Raw genomic sequence first — 15,691 nt, forward strand, 5'->3', positions numbered from 1 at the left:
TGATGAGCCATGACCACTTCCCAGATAAGCCTCCCCGAAATCCGCGCCGCGCGCGAGCGCATCGCAGACAAGATCGAGCGTACGCCGGCCGTTCCTTCCCGGAGTCTTTCCCAGCACTTGGACGCTCCTGTTTATCTCAAGCTCGAACATCGGCAGACCACCGGCGCCTTCAAGCTGCGCGGTGCCTCGAACGCTATCGCTTCGCTGACAGAAGAGGAGAAGGCGCGCGGCGTCGTCGCCGCCTCGACCGGCAATCACGGCCGGGCGCTTGCCTATGCCGCACAACTGCAAGGCATCCACGCGACGATCTGCATGTCGCGGCTGGTGCCGCAGAACAAGCTGGACGAGATCCGCCGGCTCGGCGCCGAGATCCGCATCGTCGGCAACAGCCAGGACGATGCGCAGCGGGAGGTCGAACGGCTGGTCGCGGAAGACGGGCTGATCATGCTGCCGCCCTTCGACCATCCTGCCATTGTCGCCGGGCAAGGCACGCTTGGGCTGGAGATCATCGAACAGGTTCCTGATGCCGCCCTTGTGCTGGTGCCGCTGTCTGGCGGTGGACTGGCGGCGGGCGTTGCCGCTGCCGTCAAGGGCGTCAGCCCGGCGACGAAGGTGATGGGCGTTTCAATGGCGCGCGGTGCGGCGATGAAGGCGAGCCTCGACGCCGGGCATCCGGTGCTGGTCGAGGAACTGCCGACGCTGGCGGACTCGCTCGGCGGCGGCATCGGCCTCGACAACCGGCTGACCTTCTCGATGTGTCGCGACTTGCTCGACGATGTGATCCTGCTCAGCGAGGACGAGATCGCCACCGGCATCCGCCATGCCTATGAACAGGAGCGCGAGATCGTCGAAGGCGCCGGCGCGGTCGGCATCGCAGCCGTGCTTGCCGGCAAGGTCAGGGCGAGCGGCCCGACGGTGCTCGTGCTGTCCGGCCGCAACATCGACATGGCACTGCACCGCAAGATCATCTGCGGCGAAGCAATTGCGGAGAGCGCAGCATGAGCCGGATGACGATCCTCACCGAAGCTGAATTGCGCAAGATCGTGAAGCTCGATCTTGATGCCGTCGCCTGCGTCGAGAACGCGTTCCGGGCGCTCGCTACCTTACCGGTGGCGATGCCGCCGATCCTGCGGCTGGACATTCCAGAGCATCGCGGCGAGGTCGACGTCAAGACCGCCTATGTACCGGGCATCGACGGTTTTGCGATCAAGATCAGCCCAGGTTTCTTCGACAATCCGAAGCTCGGCCTGCCCAGCGTCAACGGCATGATGGTGCTGCTGTCGTCCAAAACCGGATTGGTCGAGGCGCTGCTGCTCGACAATGGCTATCTCACCGACATCCGCACCGCCGCCGCCGGCGCGGTCGCCGCCAAACATCTGTCGCGGGCGGACTCCTCCGTTGCCGCGATCTTCGGCGCCGGTGTTCAGGCCGGACTGCAGCTCGAGGCGCTGATGCTGGTGCGGCCAATCACGGAAGCCCGCATCTGGGCAAGGGATGCCGCCAAGGCCGAAGCTGCGGCAGACGCATTGTCCGAAAGACTGGGCATCGCCGTTCACGCCGAGCCCGACGCGGCAAAGGCTGCGGCCGATGCCGACGTCATCGTCACCACGACGCCGTCGACCGAGCCGCTGATCAAGCCCGGCTTCGTCTCCGCCGGCCAGCATATCACTGCCATGGGCTCGGATGCCGAGCACAAGAACGAGATCGCGCCGGCGATCCTGCGCATGGCCGATCTCTACGTCGCTGACAGCGCCAAGCAGACGCGGCGCCTGGGCGAACTGCACCATGCCATCGCGGCGGGCGTGATGGCGGCCGATGCCGAAATCACCGAGCTTGGCCACATCATCGCCGGCGAAAGGCATGGGCGGCGCTCGGGCAGCGACATCACCATTGCCGATCTGACGGGCACAGGCGTGCAGGACACGGCAATCGCCACGCTCGCCCGCGACCGGGCGCGTGCGGCCAAGACCGGTACGATTTTCGAAAGCTGATGCTGGCCGCAAGGCCCAACAAACGAGGACCAAGAACAATGCAGCCAAATTTGAAATTCTCGCGCGGCGAATATGCGGAGCGCCTCGCCAAGACGCGGAAGGCGATGGAGGCCAAGGGCGTCGATCTGCTGATTGTCAGCGATCCGTCCAACATGGCCTGGCTGACCGGCTATGACGGCTGGTCGTTCTATGTGCACCAGGCCGTCATCGTGCCGCCGTCGGGCGAGCCGGTGTGGTACGGGCGCGGCCAGGACGCCAACGGCGCCAAGCGCACCGCCTATCTCGCGCACGACAACATCGTCGGCTATGCCGACAACTACGTGCAGTCGACCGAGCGCCATCCGATGGATTTTCTGTCCGGCGTGCTCTCCGATCGCGGCTGGGGGAAGCTCAGCATCGGTGTCGAGATGGATAATTACTGGTTCTCCGCCGCTGCCTTCGCATCGCTGCAGAAGCACTTGCCCAATGCCCGCTTCGTCGATGCCACGGCGCTGGTCAACTGGCAGCGCGCGGTGAAGAGCCCGACCGAAATCGACTACATGCGCAAAGCCGCCCGCATCGTCGAAGCGATGCACCAGCGCATCGTCGACAAGATCGAAGTCGGCATGCGCAAATGCGACCTGGTCGCCGAGATCTACGATGCCGGCACGCGCGGCGTCGACGGCGTCGGCGGCGACTATCCGGCGATCGTGCCGCTGCTGCCGTCGGGCGCCGACGCATCGGCGCCGCACCTGACCTGGGACGACCGGCCGATGAAATCGGGCGAGGGTACCTTCTTCGAGATCGCCGGCTGCTACAACCGCTATCACTGCCCGCTGTCGCGCACCGTGTTCCTCGGCAAGCCGACGCAGGAGTTCCTCGACGCCGAAAAGGCGACGCTGGAAGGCATGGAGGCGGGACTTGCCGCCGCAAAGCCCGGCAACACATGCGAGGACATCGCCAACGCCTTCTTCGCGGTGCTGAAGAGATACGGCATCGTCAAGGACAACCGCACCGGCTACCCGATCGGGCTTAGCTATCCGCCGGACTGGGGCGAACGCACGATGAGCCTGCGCCCAGGCGACCGCACCGAGTTGAAGCCCGGCATGACCTTCCATTTCATGACCGGCCTGTGGCTTGACACGATGGGCTTGGAAATCACCGAATCCATCCTGATCACCGAGACAGGCGTCGAGTGCCTGGCGAATGTGCCGCGCAAACTGGTGGTGAAGAATTGAGCCCGATGTTCAGCCTTCGCCCGTCACCGATCACGCCGACCGTCGATTTCGAGCGCGACGGCGTGCAGCACGGTTTCCTGCGCCTGCCTTACAGCCGCGACGATTCAGCCTGGGGATCGGTGATGATCCCGATCTGCGTCATCCGCAACGGCAAGGGGCCGAGCGCATTGCTCACCGGCGGCAATCATGGCGACGAGTACGAGGGGCCGCTGGCGCTCTATGACCTCGCCCGTACGCTCGACCCGAAGCAAGTCAGCGGCACGGTCATCATCGTGCCGGCGATGAATTATCCGGCGTTCCGCGCCGGCACCCGCACCTCGCCGATCGACAAGGGCAATCTCAACCGCAGCTTTCCCGGCCGGCCCGACGGCACGGTGACCGAGAAGATCGCCGATTATTTCCAGCGCGAGCTTCTGCCCCGTACGGACATCGCGCTCGATTTCCACTCCGGCGGCAAGACGCTCGACTTCGTGCCGTTCTGCGCCGCCCACATCCGGCCTGACAAGGTGCTGGAAGCGAAGGGGTTCGCTGCCGTGGCAGCGTTCTCCGCACCCTGGTCGATGAAGATGCTGGAGATCGACGCGGTCGGCATGTTCGACACTGCCGCCGAGGATATGGGCAAGCTGTTCATCACAACCGAGCTCGGTGGCGGCGGGACTTCGCGCGCAGAAACGGTGCGGATCGCCCGTCGGGGCGTGCTCAACGTGCTGCGCCATGCCGGCATCGTCGCCGGCGCGGTCGAGATGCAGCCAACCTGCTGGCTCGACATGCCGTCCGGCGATTGCTTCTCGTTCGCCGAGGACGACGGGATGATCGAAACGATGATCGATCTCGGCGAGCCAGTTGCAGAAAACCAGGTGCTGGCACGTATCCATTCCATAGGCCGCACCGGCGGCGCGCCGCAGGAGATCCGGGCCAAAATGTCCGGTCTGTTGGCGGCGCGGCATTTTCCGGGGCTGGTCAAGGCCGGCGACTGCGCTGCCGTGGTCGCCGTGCTGGTCGATTGAGGGCTAGAGCGGGATGCGTTCAACGGCCATCCCGCTCTATCTGTTTGTTTAGCCGCATTTTCTGCGACGCCAAGTGATTCCCTTGGCTGCAAAATGCTCTAGGAAGCCGATGTCGGGACCGGCTCGGCCGAGCCTTTGGGGCGATCGCCGAGGGCAAAGACGGCGCTCGCCTCGCTGACGATCGAGACATGATCCTTGGCGGCTATTCCGGCGGCCGTACCGTCGCCGCGCATGATTGCGGTGACGATGGCGTCATGCTCCTGCCACGACTGGGCCAGCCGGCCAGGCAGCATGAATTGCGCGCGCCGGAACGGCGCCAGGCGGCCGCGGGTCATGACGGTCAGTTCATAAATGTGCTTGCTGTGGGCGCCGCGATAGAGCCGGGTGTGGAATTGGGTGTTGAAAAGCTCATACTCTTCTTCGGCTCCGAGCTGCACCAAGCGCGCCGAGGCCTGGTGCTCGGCCTCCAGCGTGCGGCGCTCGCCCGCCGTCATACGCTCGGCCGAGAAGCGCGCGCAGATCGCTTCAAGCTCGGCCATGCTCTCGAACATCGAGGCGAGGTGCTCCTGCGTCACCACGGCGACGGTGGCGCCGCGGTTCGGCCGCCTTTCGACCAGTCCCATGGCGCTGAGCCGGCTGAGCGCTTCTCTGATCGGCGTGCGTGAGACGTCGAAGCGGGCGGCGAGCGAGGCCTCGTCGAGCTTTTCGCCTGGGCGCAGGAAACCGGTGACGATCCGATCGCTGATCGCCCTCACCATCTGATCGACGGTCGTGCCCGACCTGATCAAATTGCGCTTTCCCGACACGTCTCCTCCGTCCAGTCTTTTCGCTAGAGCCGTAAGCCACTCACCGGCTTCGATTCCTCCGCAGCTCTGTATGCCTATGTTTTAGCCTTCATGTCAAATTGGCGATTTTGAAGGCAAAAAGTGTATGCAATTGCTCCGGCTTTGTGCAGTCCACATCGGCACGCTCATTGATATTGCTGAATAAATCCAATTTCTGAAACTGGCACGCTGATTGCATACACTTCTTTCATTGAGGTGTTAACCGGCCCCAAAGGCCCCATAGAGGGAGCATTCAATGTCCGAGAGATTCATGCTTAGCCGTCGCGAGCTGCTCAAGACCTCCGCCGTCGGAGCGGCACTAAGTCTTGCGTCCGCGTCGTTTCCGATCAGCAGGGCCTTCGCCGCGACGGCCACGGTCGGCTTCATCTATGTCGGGCCAAAGGACGATTACGGCTACAACCAGGCGCATGCCGAAGGCGCTGCCACGCTGAAGGGAATCGCAGGCATTTCCGTGGTCGAAGAGGAGAACGTGCCGGAGACCGTCGACGTCCAGAAGACGATGGAATCGATGATCAATCTCGACGGCGCGTCGCTGATCTTCCCGACCTCGTTCGGCTATTTCGATCCGCACATGCTGGCCATGTGCGCGAAATTCCCCGACGTGCAGTTCCGCCATTGCGGTGGCATGTGGAACAAGGACAAGCATCCGATGAATGCCGGCTCCTATTTCGGCTATATCGGCATGGGCCAGTATCTGAACGGCGTCGTCGCTGGTCACACCAGCAAGACCAAGAAGCTCGGCTTCGTCGCGGCAAAGCCGATCCCGCAGGTGCTGCTCAACATCAATTCCTTCCTGCTCGGCGCGCGCTCGGTCGACCCGACCATCACCTGCCAGGTGATCTTCACCGGCGAGTGGTCGCTGGCGGTCAAGGAGGCAGAGGCCGCGAATGCGCTGGTCGACCAGGGTGCCGACGTCATCACCTGTCATGTCGACAGCCCCAAGGTGGTGGTCGAGACGGCGGCCGGGCGTGGCGCCTTCGTCTGCGGCTATCATGCCAACCAGAGCCCGCTGGCGCCGGAAAAATACCTGACCGGCGCGGAATGGAACTGGGCCAAGGTCTACAAGATGTTCGTCGACGATCTGGTGGCCGGCACGCCGCTGCCCAATTTCACGCGCGGCGGCCTGGCCGACGGCTTCGTCAAGATGAGCCCGCTCGGCCCCGCCGTCGGCGACGCCGCCCGCAAGCAGTTCGACGGCACGCTGGCCGAAATGATGAAAGGCGGATTTTCCGTCATCAAGGGTCCGCTGAAGAGCAACAAGGGCGTCGTCGTCGCGACGGAGGGCCAAGCCTTCGTCGAGACCGCGCTCGAACTCGAAAGCATGGACTACCTGGTCGAGGGCGTCGTCGGTTCGACCGCCTGAACCGGATCGGAGACGGGGCCATGGCAGACACGGTCGGCACTGCGGGCGCACCGGCGCTGTTTGGCGCCAGGAATTATCCGGCGGCGCTCGAATGGGCGGCGCGGCGGGCGGAAGCCTTCGTCATACCGCTCGCGGCGCTGATCGTCGGCATGGCGCTGTTCAGCTTGTTCATAGCGCTGGTCGGCAAATCGCCGGTGCAGCTCTACGAGACGATGTGGCGTGGCGGCTTCGGCTCGTGGTTCTCCATCCAGAACTCGCTGTCGCGGGCAGCACCGCTTTTATTGGCAGCGCTCTGCGTGGCGCTGCCGGCACGACTCGGCCTCGTCGTCATCGGCGGCGAAGGCGCGATCGCGCTGGGCGGCGTTGCCGCCGCCGCCATCGGCGTGGCAGTGAATGGCGCGCCGGCTTTTCTGGTCATCCTGCTGATGGGCGTGGCGGGCGTGGTCGCCGGCGGCATCTGGATCGGTGCCGTCGGCGCACTCCGCCACTACCGCGCCGTCAACGAAACCATCTCCAGCCTGCTGATGGCCTATATCGCCATCGCGCTGATGAACCATCTGGTCGAAGGGCCGCTGCGCGATCCGGCCTCGCTCAACAAACCCTCGACCGAGCCGCTGGCGGATGCCTACCGCATCGGCAACATTCCAGGCATGGACGTGCACTGGGGCCTTGTCCTCGGTATCGTCGCCTGCGTCCTGTCCTGGCTGCTGATCGAAAAGACGCGTTGGGGGTTTGCCGCCCGCATTGCCGGCGGCAATGTCAGGGCAGCTCAGGTGCAGGGGCTTGCCGTCGGGCCGCTGATCGTCGGCTTCACCGGGCTCGCCGGCGGCTTTGCCGGGCTGGCCGGCATGCTGGAGGTCGGCGCCGTGCAAGGCAGCGCCAACGCCTCGCTCGCCGCCGGCTACGGCTATACCGGCATCCTCGTCGCCTTCCTCGCCCGCCACAATCCGCTTGCCATCATCCCGGTCGCTTTCCTGCTTGGCGGCATCGGCGCTTCCGGCGGGCTGATCCAGCGCCGCATGGACCTCCCCGACGCCACCGTGCTTGTGCTGCAAGGCATGCTCTTCGTCGTCATCCTGTTCAGCGAAACTTTTTACGGCCGCTTCAAGGTCTTCAATCCCGATCTGTGGAAGAGGGGCTCCTGATGGACGCGGCCGAGATCGGCCTGTGGGGCGTGCCGCTCGCCATTCTCGGCGGCGCCATCCGCGTTTCGACGCCCTTTATCTTCGTCTCGCTCGGCGAAGCCATCACCGAGCGCTCCGGCCGCATCAATCTCGGCCTCGAAGGCACGCTGGTCTTCGGTGCCATGACCGCCTACGCCGTCGCGGTGACGACCGGCTCGCCATGGCTCGGCCTGCTGGCTGCCGCAGGTGCCGGTCTTTGCTTCGGGCTGTTCCACGGCTGGATCTGCAAATTCCGCGGGGTGAACGACATCGCCATCGGTATCGCGCTGATGCTGTTCGGCTCCGGTCTCGCCTTCTTCTTCGGCAAGCCGTTCATCCAGCCCTCGGCACCAGACCTGCCGGCCATCGCCTTCGGTGGCTGGTCGGATATTCCGCAGGTGCAGGCGGCGCTCAGCGTCAACATCCTGTTCCTGATTGGTGCGGCACTTGCCGTGTTCCTATGGTGGGCCTTTCGCAACACGCGCGCCGGCCTGATCGTGCGCGTCGTCGGGGACAGCTCCGATGCGGCGCGCGCCATGGGCCTCAATCCCAACACCGTGCGCCTGCTTGCGACAGGTGTCGGCGGTGCGCTCGCCGGCATCGGCGGCGCCTATCTGTCGCTCTACTATCCCGGCAGCTGGACCGAACGCATCTCGTCGGGGCAGGGGCTGATGGCGGTGGCGCTGGTCATCTTCGCGCGCTGGAATCCGCTCGGCTGCTTTGCCGCGGCACTATTGTTCGGCGGTGCGGGCGCGCTGGGCCCGGCACTGCAATCGGTCGGGGTGACGCAGGGCTACTATCTCTTCTACGCCGCGCCTTACATCCTCACGCTCATCATCATGATCGCCACCTCGTCGCCGAGCCGCTCGCTTGCCGGCGCGCCGGGCGAATTGTCGATCACCAAATAACTGGAGTTTTTCCGATGAACGCCAGAGCCGAGATCACCCAGCGCTACATCGATGCCGATCCCTATCCATGGCCCTATAATGGCGAGCTGCGGCCAGACAATACGGCGCTGATCATCATCGACATGCAGACCGATTTCTGCGGGCCGGGCGGCTATGTCGATCATATGGGCTACGATCTTTCGCTGGTGCGGGCGCCGATCGAGCCGATCAAGTCGGTGCTCGCAGCCATGCGGGCCAAGGGCTACACCATCATCCACACGCGCGAGGGCCACCGGCCCGATCTCGCCGACCTGCCGGCCAACAAGCGCTGGCGCTCGCGCCGCATCAATGCCGGCATCGGCGACCCCGGACCATGCGGGCGCATCCTGGTGCGCGGCGAACCCGGCTGGGACATCATCCCCGACCTCTATCCGGCGGTGGGCGAACCGATCATCGACAAGCCGGGCAAGGGCTCGTTCTGCGCCACCGACCTCGAACTGATCCTGCACCAGCGCGGCATCGAAAACATCGTGCTGACCGGCATCACCACCGATGTCTGCGTCCACACGACGATGCGCGAGGCCAACGATCGCGGCTTCGAATGCGTGATGCTGGAGGATTGCTGCGGCGCGACCGATTACGGCAACCATCTTGCCGCGATCAAGATGATCAAGATGCAGGGCGGCGTGTTCGGCGCGGTGTCGAACTCGGCATCCTTCGTCGCGCAGCTGCCGTGAGGACACGATCTTGAGCGGAGCCAAGAAAGCCGTCGGCGTCGAGACCATCGGCATGACCATGCGCTTCGGCGCCTTCACCGCGCTGGACGACGTCTCGATAAAGGTGCCGGCGGGATCGTTCCATGCGCTGCTCGGCGAAAACGGTGCCGGCAAGTCGACGCTGGTCAAATGCATGATGGGTTTTTATCACCCGACCGCCGGCGACATGCTGGTCGAAGGCCGCGAGGTCGCGATCGCCAGTCCCAAGGACGCTTCGGCGCTAGGGCTCGGCATGGTCTATCAGCATTTCACGCTCGTCCCGTCGCTGACCGGCGCGGAGAATCTGGTTATTTCGCGCGAGAAGGTGCCCGGGGTCATCGACTGGCGCAAAGAGCGCGCCGCACTTGCGCAATTCATGCAGCGTATGCCGTTCAAGCTGCCGCTCGACGTCAAGGTGGCCGAACTCGCGGCCGGCGAGAAGCAGAAGCTCGAAATCATCAAGCAGCTCTATCTCGGCCGCAGTTTCCTGGTGCTCGACGAGCCGACCTCGGTGCTCACTCCCGGCGAGGCGCAGGAGGTGCTTGGGCTGGTGCGCGACATGACAAGGAGCGGCGACCTTACGGTGCTGATGATCTCGCATAAATTCCACGAGGTGACGGCGTTTGCCGACGACATCACAGTGCTGCGCAAGGGCAGGCTGACCGGAACCGGGAAGGTCTCCGAACTCTCCCACAAGCAGATGGCGGCGATGATGATCGGCGACCAGCCGATTTCAGCGCTCGACAGTCGTGCTCCGGTGCCGGCCGGAGCCCGGCAGGTGCTGACGGTGAAGTCGCTGAAGGCGCCCGACCGCACCGGCTTGAAAACCATCGACATCGGCGAGCTCGATGTGAAGTCCGGCGAGATCGTCGGCATTGCCGGCATTTCCGGCAACGGCCAGAAGGAGTTTCTCGAAGTCCTTGCCGGACAGCGGGCGCGCAATGCCGGCCACGTTCTGGTGAAGGGCTCGCCCTATGGCGCCAGCCGCAGCGAGGCGCGCACGCTCAATGTCCGCTTCATTCCGGAGGAACCGTTGCGCAATGCCTGCGCACCGAAGATGACGGTCGCGGAAAATATGGCCTTCCGGACCTTCGACCTCGACGAGGCCGGCAAGCCGGTCAGCTGGATCAGGATGAGCGCGATCAGGGACTACGCGGCGCGTCTGGTTGAACAGTTCAAGGTCAAGACCGCCTCGCTCGCTTCGCCGATTTCGTCGCTGTCGGGCGGCAATTTGCAGCGCGCGGTGCTGGCGCGCGAGCTGACCGGCGAAGTCGATCTTCTGATCGTCTCCAACCCGTGCTTCGGCCTCGACTTCTCCGCCGTCGCCGAAATCCGCGCCCGTATCATGAAGGCGCGCAATGCCGGCGCCGCGGTGCTCTTGATGTCGGAAGATCTCGACGAACTGCTTGAACTTTCGGACCGCATCTTCGTCATGTCCGACGGTGCGCTGGTCTACGAGACGCCGATCGCGCAGGCGAGCGTGCAGACGATCGGCGAGCACATGGCGGGACATCATTGATGGCGGAGATCGAGGCGCTGCCGTTTCCGTTTGCCTTCAAGCCTGAGACGATGGCGCTGGTCGTCATCGACATGCAGCGCGATTTCGCCGAGCCGGGCGGCTTCGGCGCCAGCCTCGGCAACGACGTCAGCCGGGTCACGGCGATTGTGCCGACGGTGAAGAGGCTGATCGAGGGGTTCCGCACCGCCGGCCTGCCGGTGATCCACACGATGGAGTGCCACAAGGCAGACCTTTCGGATCTGTCGCCGGCCAAGCGCAACCGCGGCAACCCATCGATCCGGATCGGCGACGTCGGTCCAATGGGTCGCGTGCTGATCGTCGGCGAGCCGGGAACGGCGATCCTCGATGAACTTGCGCCACTGCCTGGCGAGATCGTCATCGAAAAACCCGGCAAGGGGGCGTTCTATGCCACCAGCTTCGGCGACGACCTAAAGCGGCTCGGCGCACAGCAATTGGTCTTTGCCGGAGTGACGACGGAGGTCTGCGTGCAGACGACGATGCGCGAGGCCAACGACCGCGGCTATGAATGCCTGCTCGCCGAGGATGCGACGGAGAGCTATTTTCCGGAGTTCAAGGCGGCAGCGCTGGCCATGATCAGGGCGCAGGGCGCCATCGTCGGCTGGACCGCAACGACCGATCAGGTGCTCGAGGGAATTTCCAATGCCTAACATTGCATACCGGGCTCTCATTCAAGGGGGCTGGCGCGACCTGCCGTTCGAGCGTTTCCGCGATGGCATTACAGTGCATTGGCTGCTCAACGGCGGACCGACGGAACCGTCGGTGGCGATCCTGAACTACCGGGCGGGCGCCGGCGTGCCGCGTCATCGCCATGCCGGGCTGGAAACGATCATCGTGCTGGAAGGCACACAGAGCGACGGGAACGGCGATTATGCCGCGGGCAGCGTGATCCTGAACCCGGTCGGAACCGAGCATTCGGTGTGGACAAAAGACGGCTGCGTCGTACTGATCCAGTGGAACCTGCCGGTAGTCATTCTGGACGAGGCCAAATGAGCGACATCCGCTTCGATATAGCGAGCTTGCACGCCGCCTATCAGGCCGGCGTCGGCATCGGCGAGGTGATCGATACGATCCATGCGCGGCTTGCGACAGCCGACGATCCGGGCATCTTCATTCATCTGGCGAGCAGGGCGGAGATGCTTGCCGAAGCAGAAAAGCTCGGCCCGTTCGACCCCGTGGCAAAGCCGCTGTGGGGCGTACCATTCGCGGTCAAGGACAACATCGATGTCGCCGGCATGCCGACGACGGCAGCATGTGCGGAATATGCCTACTTGCCGGTAAAAGACGCTAATGTCGTCGCACGCCTCAAGGCCGCCGGCGCGCTGGTCGTCGGCAAGAGCAATCTCGACCAGTTCGCCACCGGCCTCGTCGGCGTGCGCACGCCCTATCCGATCCCGAGGAACGCGATCGATGCAAAACTGGTGCCGGGCGGCTCTTCGTGCGGCTCGGCCGTGGCGACGGCGCGCGGCATCGTCTCGTTCGCGCTCGGCACCGACACCGCCGGCTCGGGGCGCATACCCGCCGGCCTCAACAACATTGTCGGGCTGAAGCCGAGCGTCGGCGCGCTGTCGGCCGCCGGCGTCGTGCCGGCCTGCCGGACACTCGACTGCGTCTCGGTGTTCGCGCTCACCGTCGACGACGCCTACAGGGTATTCGAGATCGCGGCGGCAAAGGACAACGCCGATCCCTATTCGCGCGACTTCGCCATTCAGGCCCTTGCCGCGCGCCCGCCGGTGCTGACGGTCGGCGTACCGGCCAGGGCCGACTGGACGTTCTTCGGCGACCAGGCGATGCAGGCGGGCTTCGAGGCCGCTCTTGCCGCGCTGGAAGAGCTGGGCTGCAGGCTGGTCGAAATCCCGTTCGGCGATTTCTACGCCACCGCCAATCTGCTTTACGAGGGCGCCTGGGTGGCGGAGCGTTACGCCGCGATCGAGGACTTCATGGAAGCCAACGAGGCGGCCATGCATCCGGTGACGCGGCAGATCATCGGCGGTGCGCGAAAGCTTTCGGCGGCGGACGCTTTCAACGGGCTCTATGCCTTGCAAGGCTATAAGGCCAAGCTGGCGCCGGTCATCGCCTCGGTCGACTTATTCTGTGTGCCGACCGCGCCGACGCATTACACGGTTGAAGCGGTGTTGGCTGACCCTATCGTCACCAACAGCCGGCTCGGCACCTACACCAACTTCGTCAATCTGCTCGACATGTGCGGCATTTCGGTGCCGAGCGGAACTCGTAGCGACGGTTTGCCGATGAGCGTCACCTTGCTTGCCGCGGCGGGCAAGGACCATCTGACGGCGTCGCTTGCGCGCGACGTGCATGCGGCAAGCGGCCTTTCGCTGGGCGCTACCGGCTGGCCGCTGCCGCCGCGTGGCAATGCTCGCGCGGACGTGGATGAAGGCACGATCGAGCTGGCCGTGGTCGGCGCGCATCTGTCGGGGATGGCGCTGAACGGCCAGCTGCAGCAGCTCGGCGCAATGTTCGCCCGGGCCGCGAGAACGGCGCCGCTCTACCGGCTTTACGCGCTTGCCGGCCAGTCGGTGCCGCGACCGGGGCTCGAGCGGACCTGCAATGGCAAGGGGACAGCGATCGAGGTTGAAGTCTGGCGGCTCTCGCCGCAAGCCTTCGGGCGCTTCGTCGCCGCGATCCCGCCGCCGCTCGGCATCGGGACGCTTCTGCTCGACGATGGAACGTCGCCAAAAGGCTTCCTCGTCGAAAGTGCCGGCCTCACCGATGCAAAGGAGATCTCGCATTTTGGCGGCTGGCGCAGTTTCATGGCGGATCAGCAGCTGCGGAGCTGACGCTATCACTCGACCTTTTGCCGGAACTTCGAATGGACTGCTGAGTAATCCAGAGCGGAACGTATAAAGCCGCGCTGGTTGAAAACTTCGATGCCTTCGCAGCATATGGGCGGATGACAATTCGACGTGGAATCTTTCCCTTTATCATTGGAACTGGCGTCGGTTCGCTTGGTGGACTGATTGGGCTTGGCGGGGCAGAGTTCCGCCTTCCGTTCCTGATTGGCCTGTTTCGCTTTGCCGCCCTCGAAGCTGTGATCCTGAACAAGGCGACCAGTTTGGTCGTCGTCGCCACGGCATTGCCGTTCCGAGCGGCGGCGGTGCCGCTGCCTTCCGTCGCGGCGCAATGGCCGATCATACTCAATCTGTTGGCCGGCAGCCTTCTAGGCGCTTGGTTCGGAGCAGGATGGGCAACGAAATTGAGGTCGCAAACGCTCTACAAGGTGATTGCCGGTTTGCTGGTGTTGATCGCTATCGTTCTGGTCTTTGGTCACGATCCGAGCGCGACAGGCAAACCGCTGTTCAGTGGTGCGGCACTGATCGTCGCCGGCATCATTGCCGGCTTTGCAATCGGCATCGTGGCATCTCTGCTAGGCGTGGCAGGAGGCGAGCTTCTTATCCCGACACTGGTTCTCCTGTTCGGCGCCGATATTAAGCTGGCGGGCTCTCTGTCGCTTGCGGTGAGCTTGCCAACCATGCTCGTGGGCTTCACCCGCTACAGCCGGGATCAAAGCTTTTCAGTGATCGGCAGGAACAAGACGTTCTTGCTTGTCATCGCAGCGGGTTCAATTGTCGGAACGTTCATCGGGGGCTTGCTGCTCGGCATTGTGCCGGAGCAAGTCCTCTTGCCAATCTTGGCCGCAATCCTGGTCATTTCGGCATACAAGATCTGGCGGCACAACTAGGCACAGAAATTGACCCAGGACCGATGGTCGAATCTTGCCGGCTGGCGTCCAGCCGGCCATCACTCGACCCTTTGCCGGAACTTCGAGTGACAGCTCGAGCAATCCTGCAAGATGAGGTGCAGGAGGTGTTCCGCCGGCAATTTAGTGGGATCGGCTTCCGCGAGTGATGGCCGCTTGCCAAGCAGGCTGCCACCGCCCATCGCCAGGCCGGAACCCATTCTCATGTCATCGGTGATGCGCGGCGGCGCCTGCTCGGCGTCGGAGGCCAGAGCGCGGGCCAGCGTCCCGATATGACGAGCCAGTGCTTCGAACTCCGCGCGGGCGGGGTCGATATCCGGCTTGGCGCCTGAAGGCGCACCCAACGTCGCGCTGGGGAATTCGGCAATCAAGGCAGGGCCGGTGCGGGCGCGGATGGTCTCGGCCGCCGCCTTGAAGGCTGCGGCGTCGTATGCCCGCTTGCCGTCGAACATCCCGGCGATCGTCTTTGCCGCCTCGGCCATTTCCTTCATCGAGGTCTGGCGAGCCTCGATGATCGCATCACGGTCCGAATGGGCGGCGGCGAGTACGCCAGAGACGCAGGCAAGCGACAGCACTGTTGCAGCAGCTGCGAACCTCACTGCGCCATGCCTTGTCCCGCCAGCTCGTCAATGATTGGGCAATCCGGCCGCTCGTCGCCGTGGCAGTGACTGACCAGATGGTGGAGCAAGCCGCGCAATCCGACCAGTTCGGCGATCTTCCTGTCGATCTCCACCAGCTTGGCATTCGCAATCGCCTTCACGTCGGCGCTGTCACGTTCCCTGTCCTGGTACAGCGACAGCAACTGACGGCATTCGTCGACCGAAAACCCCAGGCTTCGCGAGCGCTGCAGGAAGCGCAGCCGGTGAATATCGGCCGTCGAGTAATCGCGATAGCCATTGTCTGTCCGGGCCGGGTGCAAGAGACCGATATCCTCGTAGTAGCGGATCGTCTTGGCCGGCAGGCCGGATTTTTCGGATGCGACGCCGATGTTCATGGCGGAAATCTCCTTTGTCGGAGGAAATAGACCTTCCAGTAGATGGAAGGTCAACATGATGTGGCGATTTTGGATGCCCGACGCAACCGCCCACCGGCTCCAACCGTTTGCCTGCCAACAGCACCTACTGAACCTTCGGGAAGAAATCAGTTTTCGGAAACGTTTATCGAACAGCTCAATCCGGTGTTCGACATCGGTGTCAATAACCAAAGAC

At 64.0% G+C, this 15,691-nt stretch carries 16 protein-coding genes; 13 read left to right on the forward strand and 3 right to left on the reverse strand.

The genetic code is table 11. The annotated features are described in order from the left end of the window. Positions 1-9: 9 nt before the first annotated feature. The 4 genes from eutB to doeB are packed head-to-tail and all read left to right on the forward strand — an operon-like array spanning position 10 to position 4,215. Positions 10-1,002, forward strand: a complete 993-nt coding sequence (gene eutB, locus NKI79_RS17680) for a hydroxyectoine utilization dehydratase EutB (protein ID WP_352803108.1) — start codon at positions 10-12, stop codon at positions 1,000-1,002. Next, positions 999-1,991, forward strand: coding sequence for a cyclodeaminase (locus NKI79_RS17685; RefSeq protein ID WP_352650393.1), 993 nt, complete (start codon positions 999-1,001; stop codon positions 1,989-1,991). Before eutB ends, NKI79_RS17685 begins: the two co-directional genes overlap by 4 nt. Positions 1,992-2,029: 38 nt before the next feature. After that, positions 2,030-3,208 (forward strand): ectoine hydrolase DoeA, encoded by a 1,179-nt coding sequence (gene doeA, locus NKI79_RS17690; protein ID WP_352803112.1) that lies wholly within the window; start codon positions 2,030-2,032, stop codon positions 3,206-3,208. Between the two features lie 5 nt (positions 3,209-3,213). Then, on the forward strand, positions 3,214-4,215 hold the full coding sequence (doeB, locus tag NKI79_RS17695) for a N(2)-acetyl-L-2,4-diaminobutanoate deacetylase DoeB (RefSeq protein ID WP_352803115.1): 1,002 nt from the start codon (positions 3,214-3,216) through the stop codon (positions 4,213-4,215). 98 nt (positions 4,216-4,313) lie between these two features. Here doeB and NKI79_RS17700 read toward each other — a convergent pair whose 3' ends face one another. Beyond that, complete coding sequence (locus tag NKI79_RS17700) at positions 4,314-4,973, reverse strand: GntR family transcriptional regulator (protein ID WP_352803240.1); 660 nt, start codon at positions 4,971-4,973, stop codon at positions 4,314-4,316. 322 nt (positions 4,974-5,295) lie between these two features. Here NKI79_RS17700 and NKI79_RS17705 point away from each other — a divergent pair, with 322 nt between their 5' ends. The 9 genes from NKI79_RS17705 (at position 5,296) to NKI79_RS17745 (ending at position 14,465) form a co-directional block, all read left to right on the forward strand. Beyond that, positions 5,296-6,423 carry a BMP family ABC transporter substrate-binding protein gene (locus tag NKI79_RS17705; RefSeq protein WP_254819474.1) on the forward strand — a complete coding sequence of 376 codons (1,128 nt, stop codon included), beginning with the start codon at positions 5,296-5,298 and terminating at the stop codon, positions 6,421-6,423. Between the two features lie 20 nt (positions 6,424-6,443). After that, positions 6,444-7,568, forward strand: a complete 1,125-nt coding sequence (locus tag NKI79_RS17710) for an ABC transporter permease (RefSeq protein ID WP_352803118.1) — start codon at positions 6,444-6,446, stop codon at positions 7,566-7,568. Beyond that, positions 7,568-8,494 (forward strand): ABC transporter permease, encoded by a 927-nt coding sequence (locus NKI79_RS17715; protein ID WP_352803121.1) that lies wholly within the window; start codon positions 7,568-7,570, stop codon positions 8,492-8,494. Before NKI79_RS17710 ends, NKI79_RS17715 begins: the two co-directional genes overlap by 1 nt. A gap of 14 nt (positions 8,495-8,508) precedes the next feature. Then, positions 8,509-9,210 carry a biuret amidohydrolase gene (gene biuH, locus NKI79_RS17720; RefSeq protein WP_254819471.1) on the forward strand — a complete coding sequence of 234 codons (702 nt, stop codon included), beginning with the start codon at positions 8,509-8,511 and terminating at the stop codon, positions 9,208-9,210. Positions 9,211-9,262: 52 nt separating this feature from the next. After that, positions 9,263-10,747: an ABC transporter ATP-binding protein gene (locus NKI79_RS17725; RefSeq protein ID WP_352803242.1), complete on the forward strand. Its 1,485-nt coding sequence runs from the start codon at positions 9,263-9,265 to the stop codon at positions 10,745-10,747. Continuing rightward, on the forward strand, positions 10,747-11,415 hold the full coding sequence (locus NKI79_RS17730; RefSeq protein WP_352803128.1) for a cysteine hydrolase family protein: 669 nt from the start codon (positions 10,747-10,749) through the stop codon (positions 11,413-11,415). Before NKI79_RS17725 ends, NKI79_RS17730 begins: the two co-directional genes overlap by 1 nt. Continuing rightward, positions 11,408-11,758, forward strand: a complete 351-nt coding sequence (locus NKI79_RS17735) for a cupin domain-containing protein (protein ID WP_352803131.1) — start codon at positions 11,408-11,410, stop codon at positions 11,756-11,758. Before NKI79_RS17730 ends, NKI79_RS17735 begins: the two co-directional genes overlap by 8 nt. Continuing rightward, the gene (gene atzF / locus NKI79_RS17740) at positions 11,755-13,563 is read left to right on the forward strand and encodes an allophanate hydrolase (protein WP_352803133.1); all 1,809 of its coding nucleotides are present in this window, start codon (positions 11,755-11,757) and stop codon (positions 13,561-13,563) included. The genes NKI79_RS17735 and atzF overlap by 4 nt, the downstream gene beginning before the upstream one ends. 113 nt (positions 13,564-13,676) lie before the next feature. Next, the gene (locus NKI79_RS17745; protein ID WP_352803136.1) at positions 13,677-14,465 is read left to right on the forward strand and encodes a sulfite exporter TauE/SafE family protein; all 789 of its coding nucleotides are present in this window, start codon (positions 13,677-13,679) and stop codon (positions 14,463-14,465) included. A 59-nt stretch (positions 14,466-14,524) separates the two neighbouring features. Here NKI79_RS17745 and NKI79_RS17750 read toward each other — a convergent pair whose 3' ends face one another. Continuing rightward, a complete protein-coding gene (locus NKI79_RS17750) occupies positions 14,525-15,082 on the reverse strand; it encodes a cytochrome c (protein WP_352803139.1) in 558 nt (185 codons plus the stop codon). Continuing rightward, the gene (gene cueR / locus NKI79_RS17755) at positions 15,079-15,477 is read right to left on the reverse strand and encodes a Cu(I)-responsive transcriptional regulator (RefSeq protein ID WP_352803245.1); all 399 of its coding nucleotides are present in this window, start codon (positions 15,475-15,477) and stop codon (positions 15,079-15,081) included. Before cueR ends, NKI79_RS17750 begins: the two co-directional genes overlap by 4 nt. Positions 15,478-15,691: the final 214 nt, after the last annotated feature.

It is taken from the genome of Mesorhizobium sp. M0340 (genome assembly GCF_040321535.1).
Lineage (GTDB): Bacteria > Pseudomonadota > Alphaproteobacteria > Rhizobiales > Rhizobiaceae > Mesorhizobium.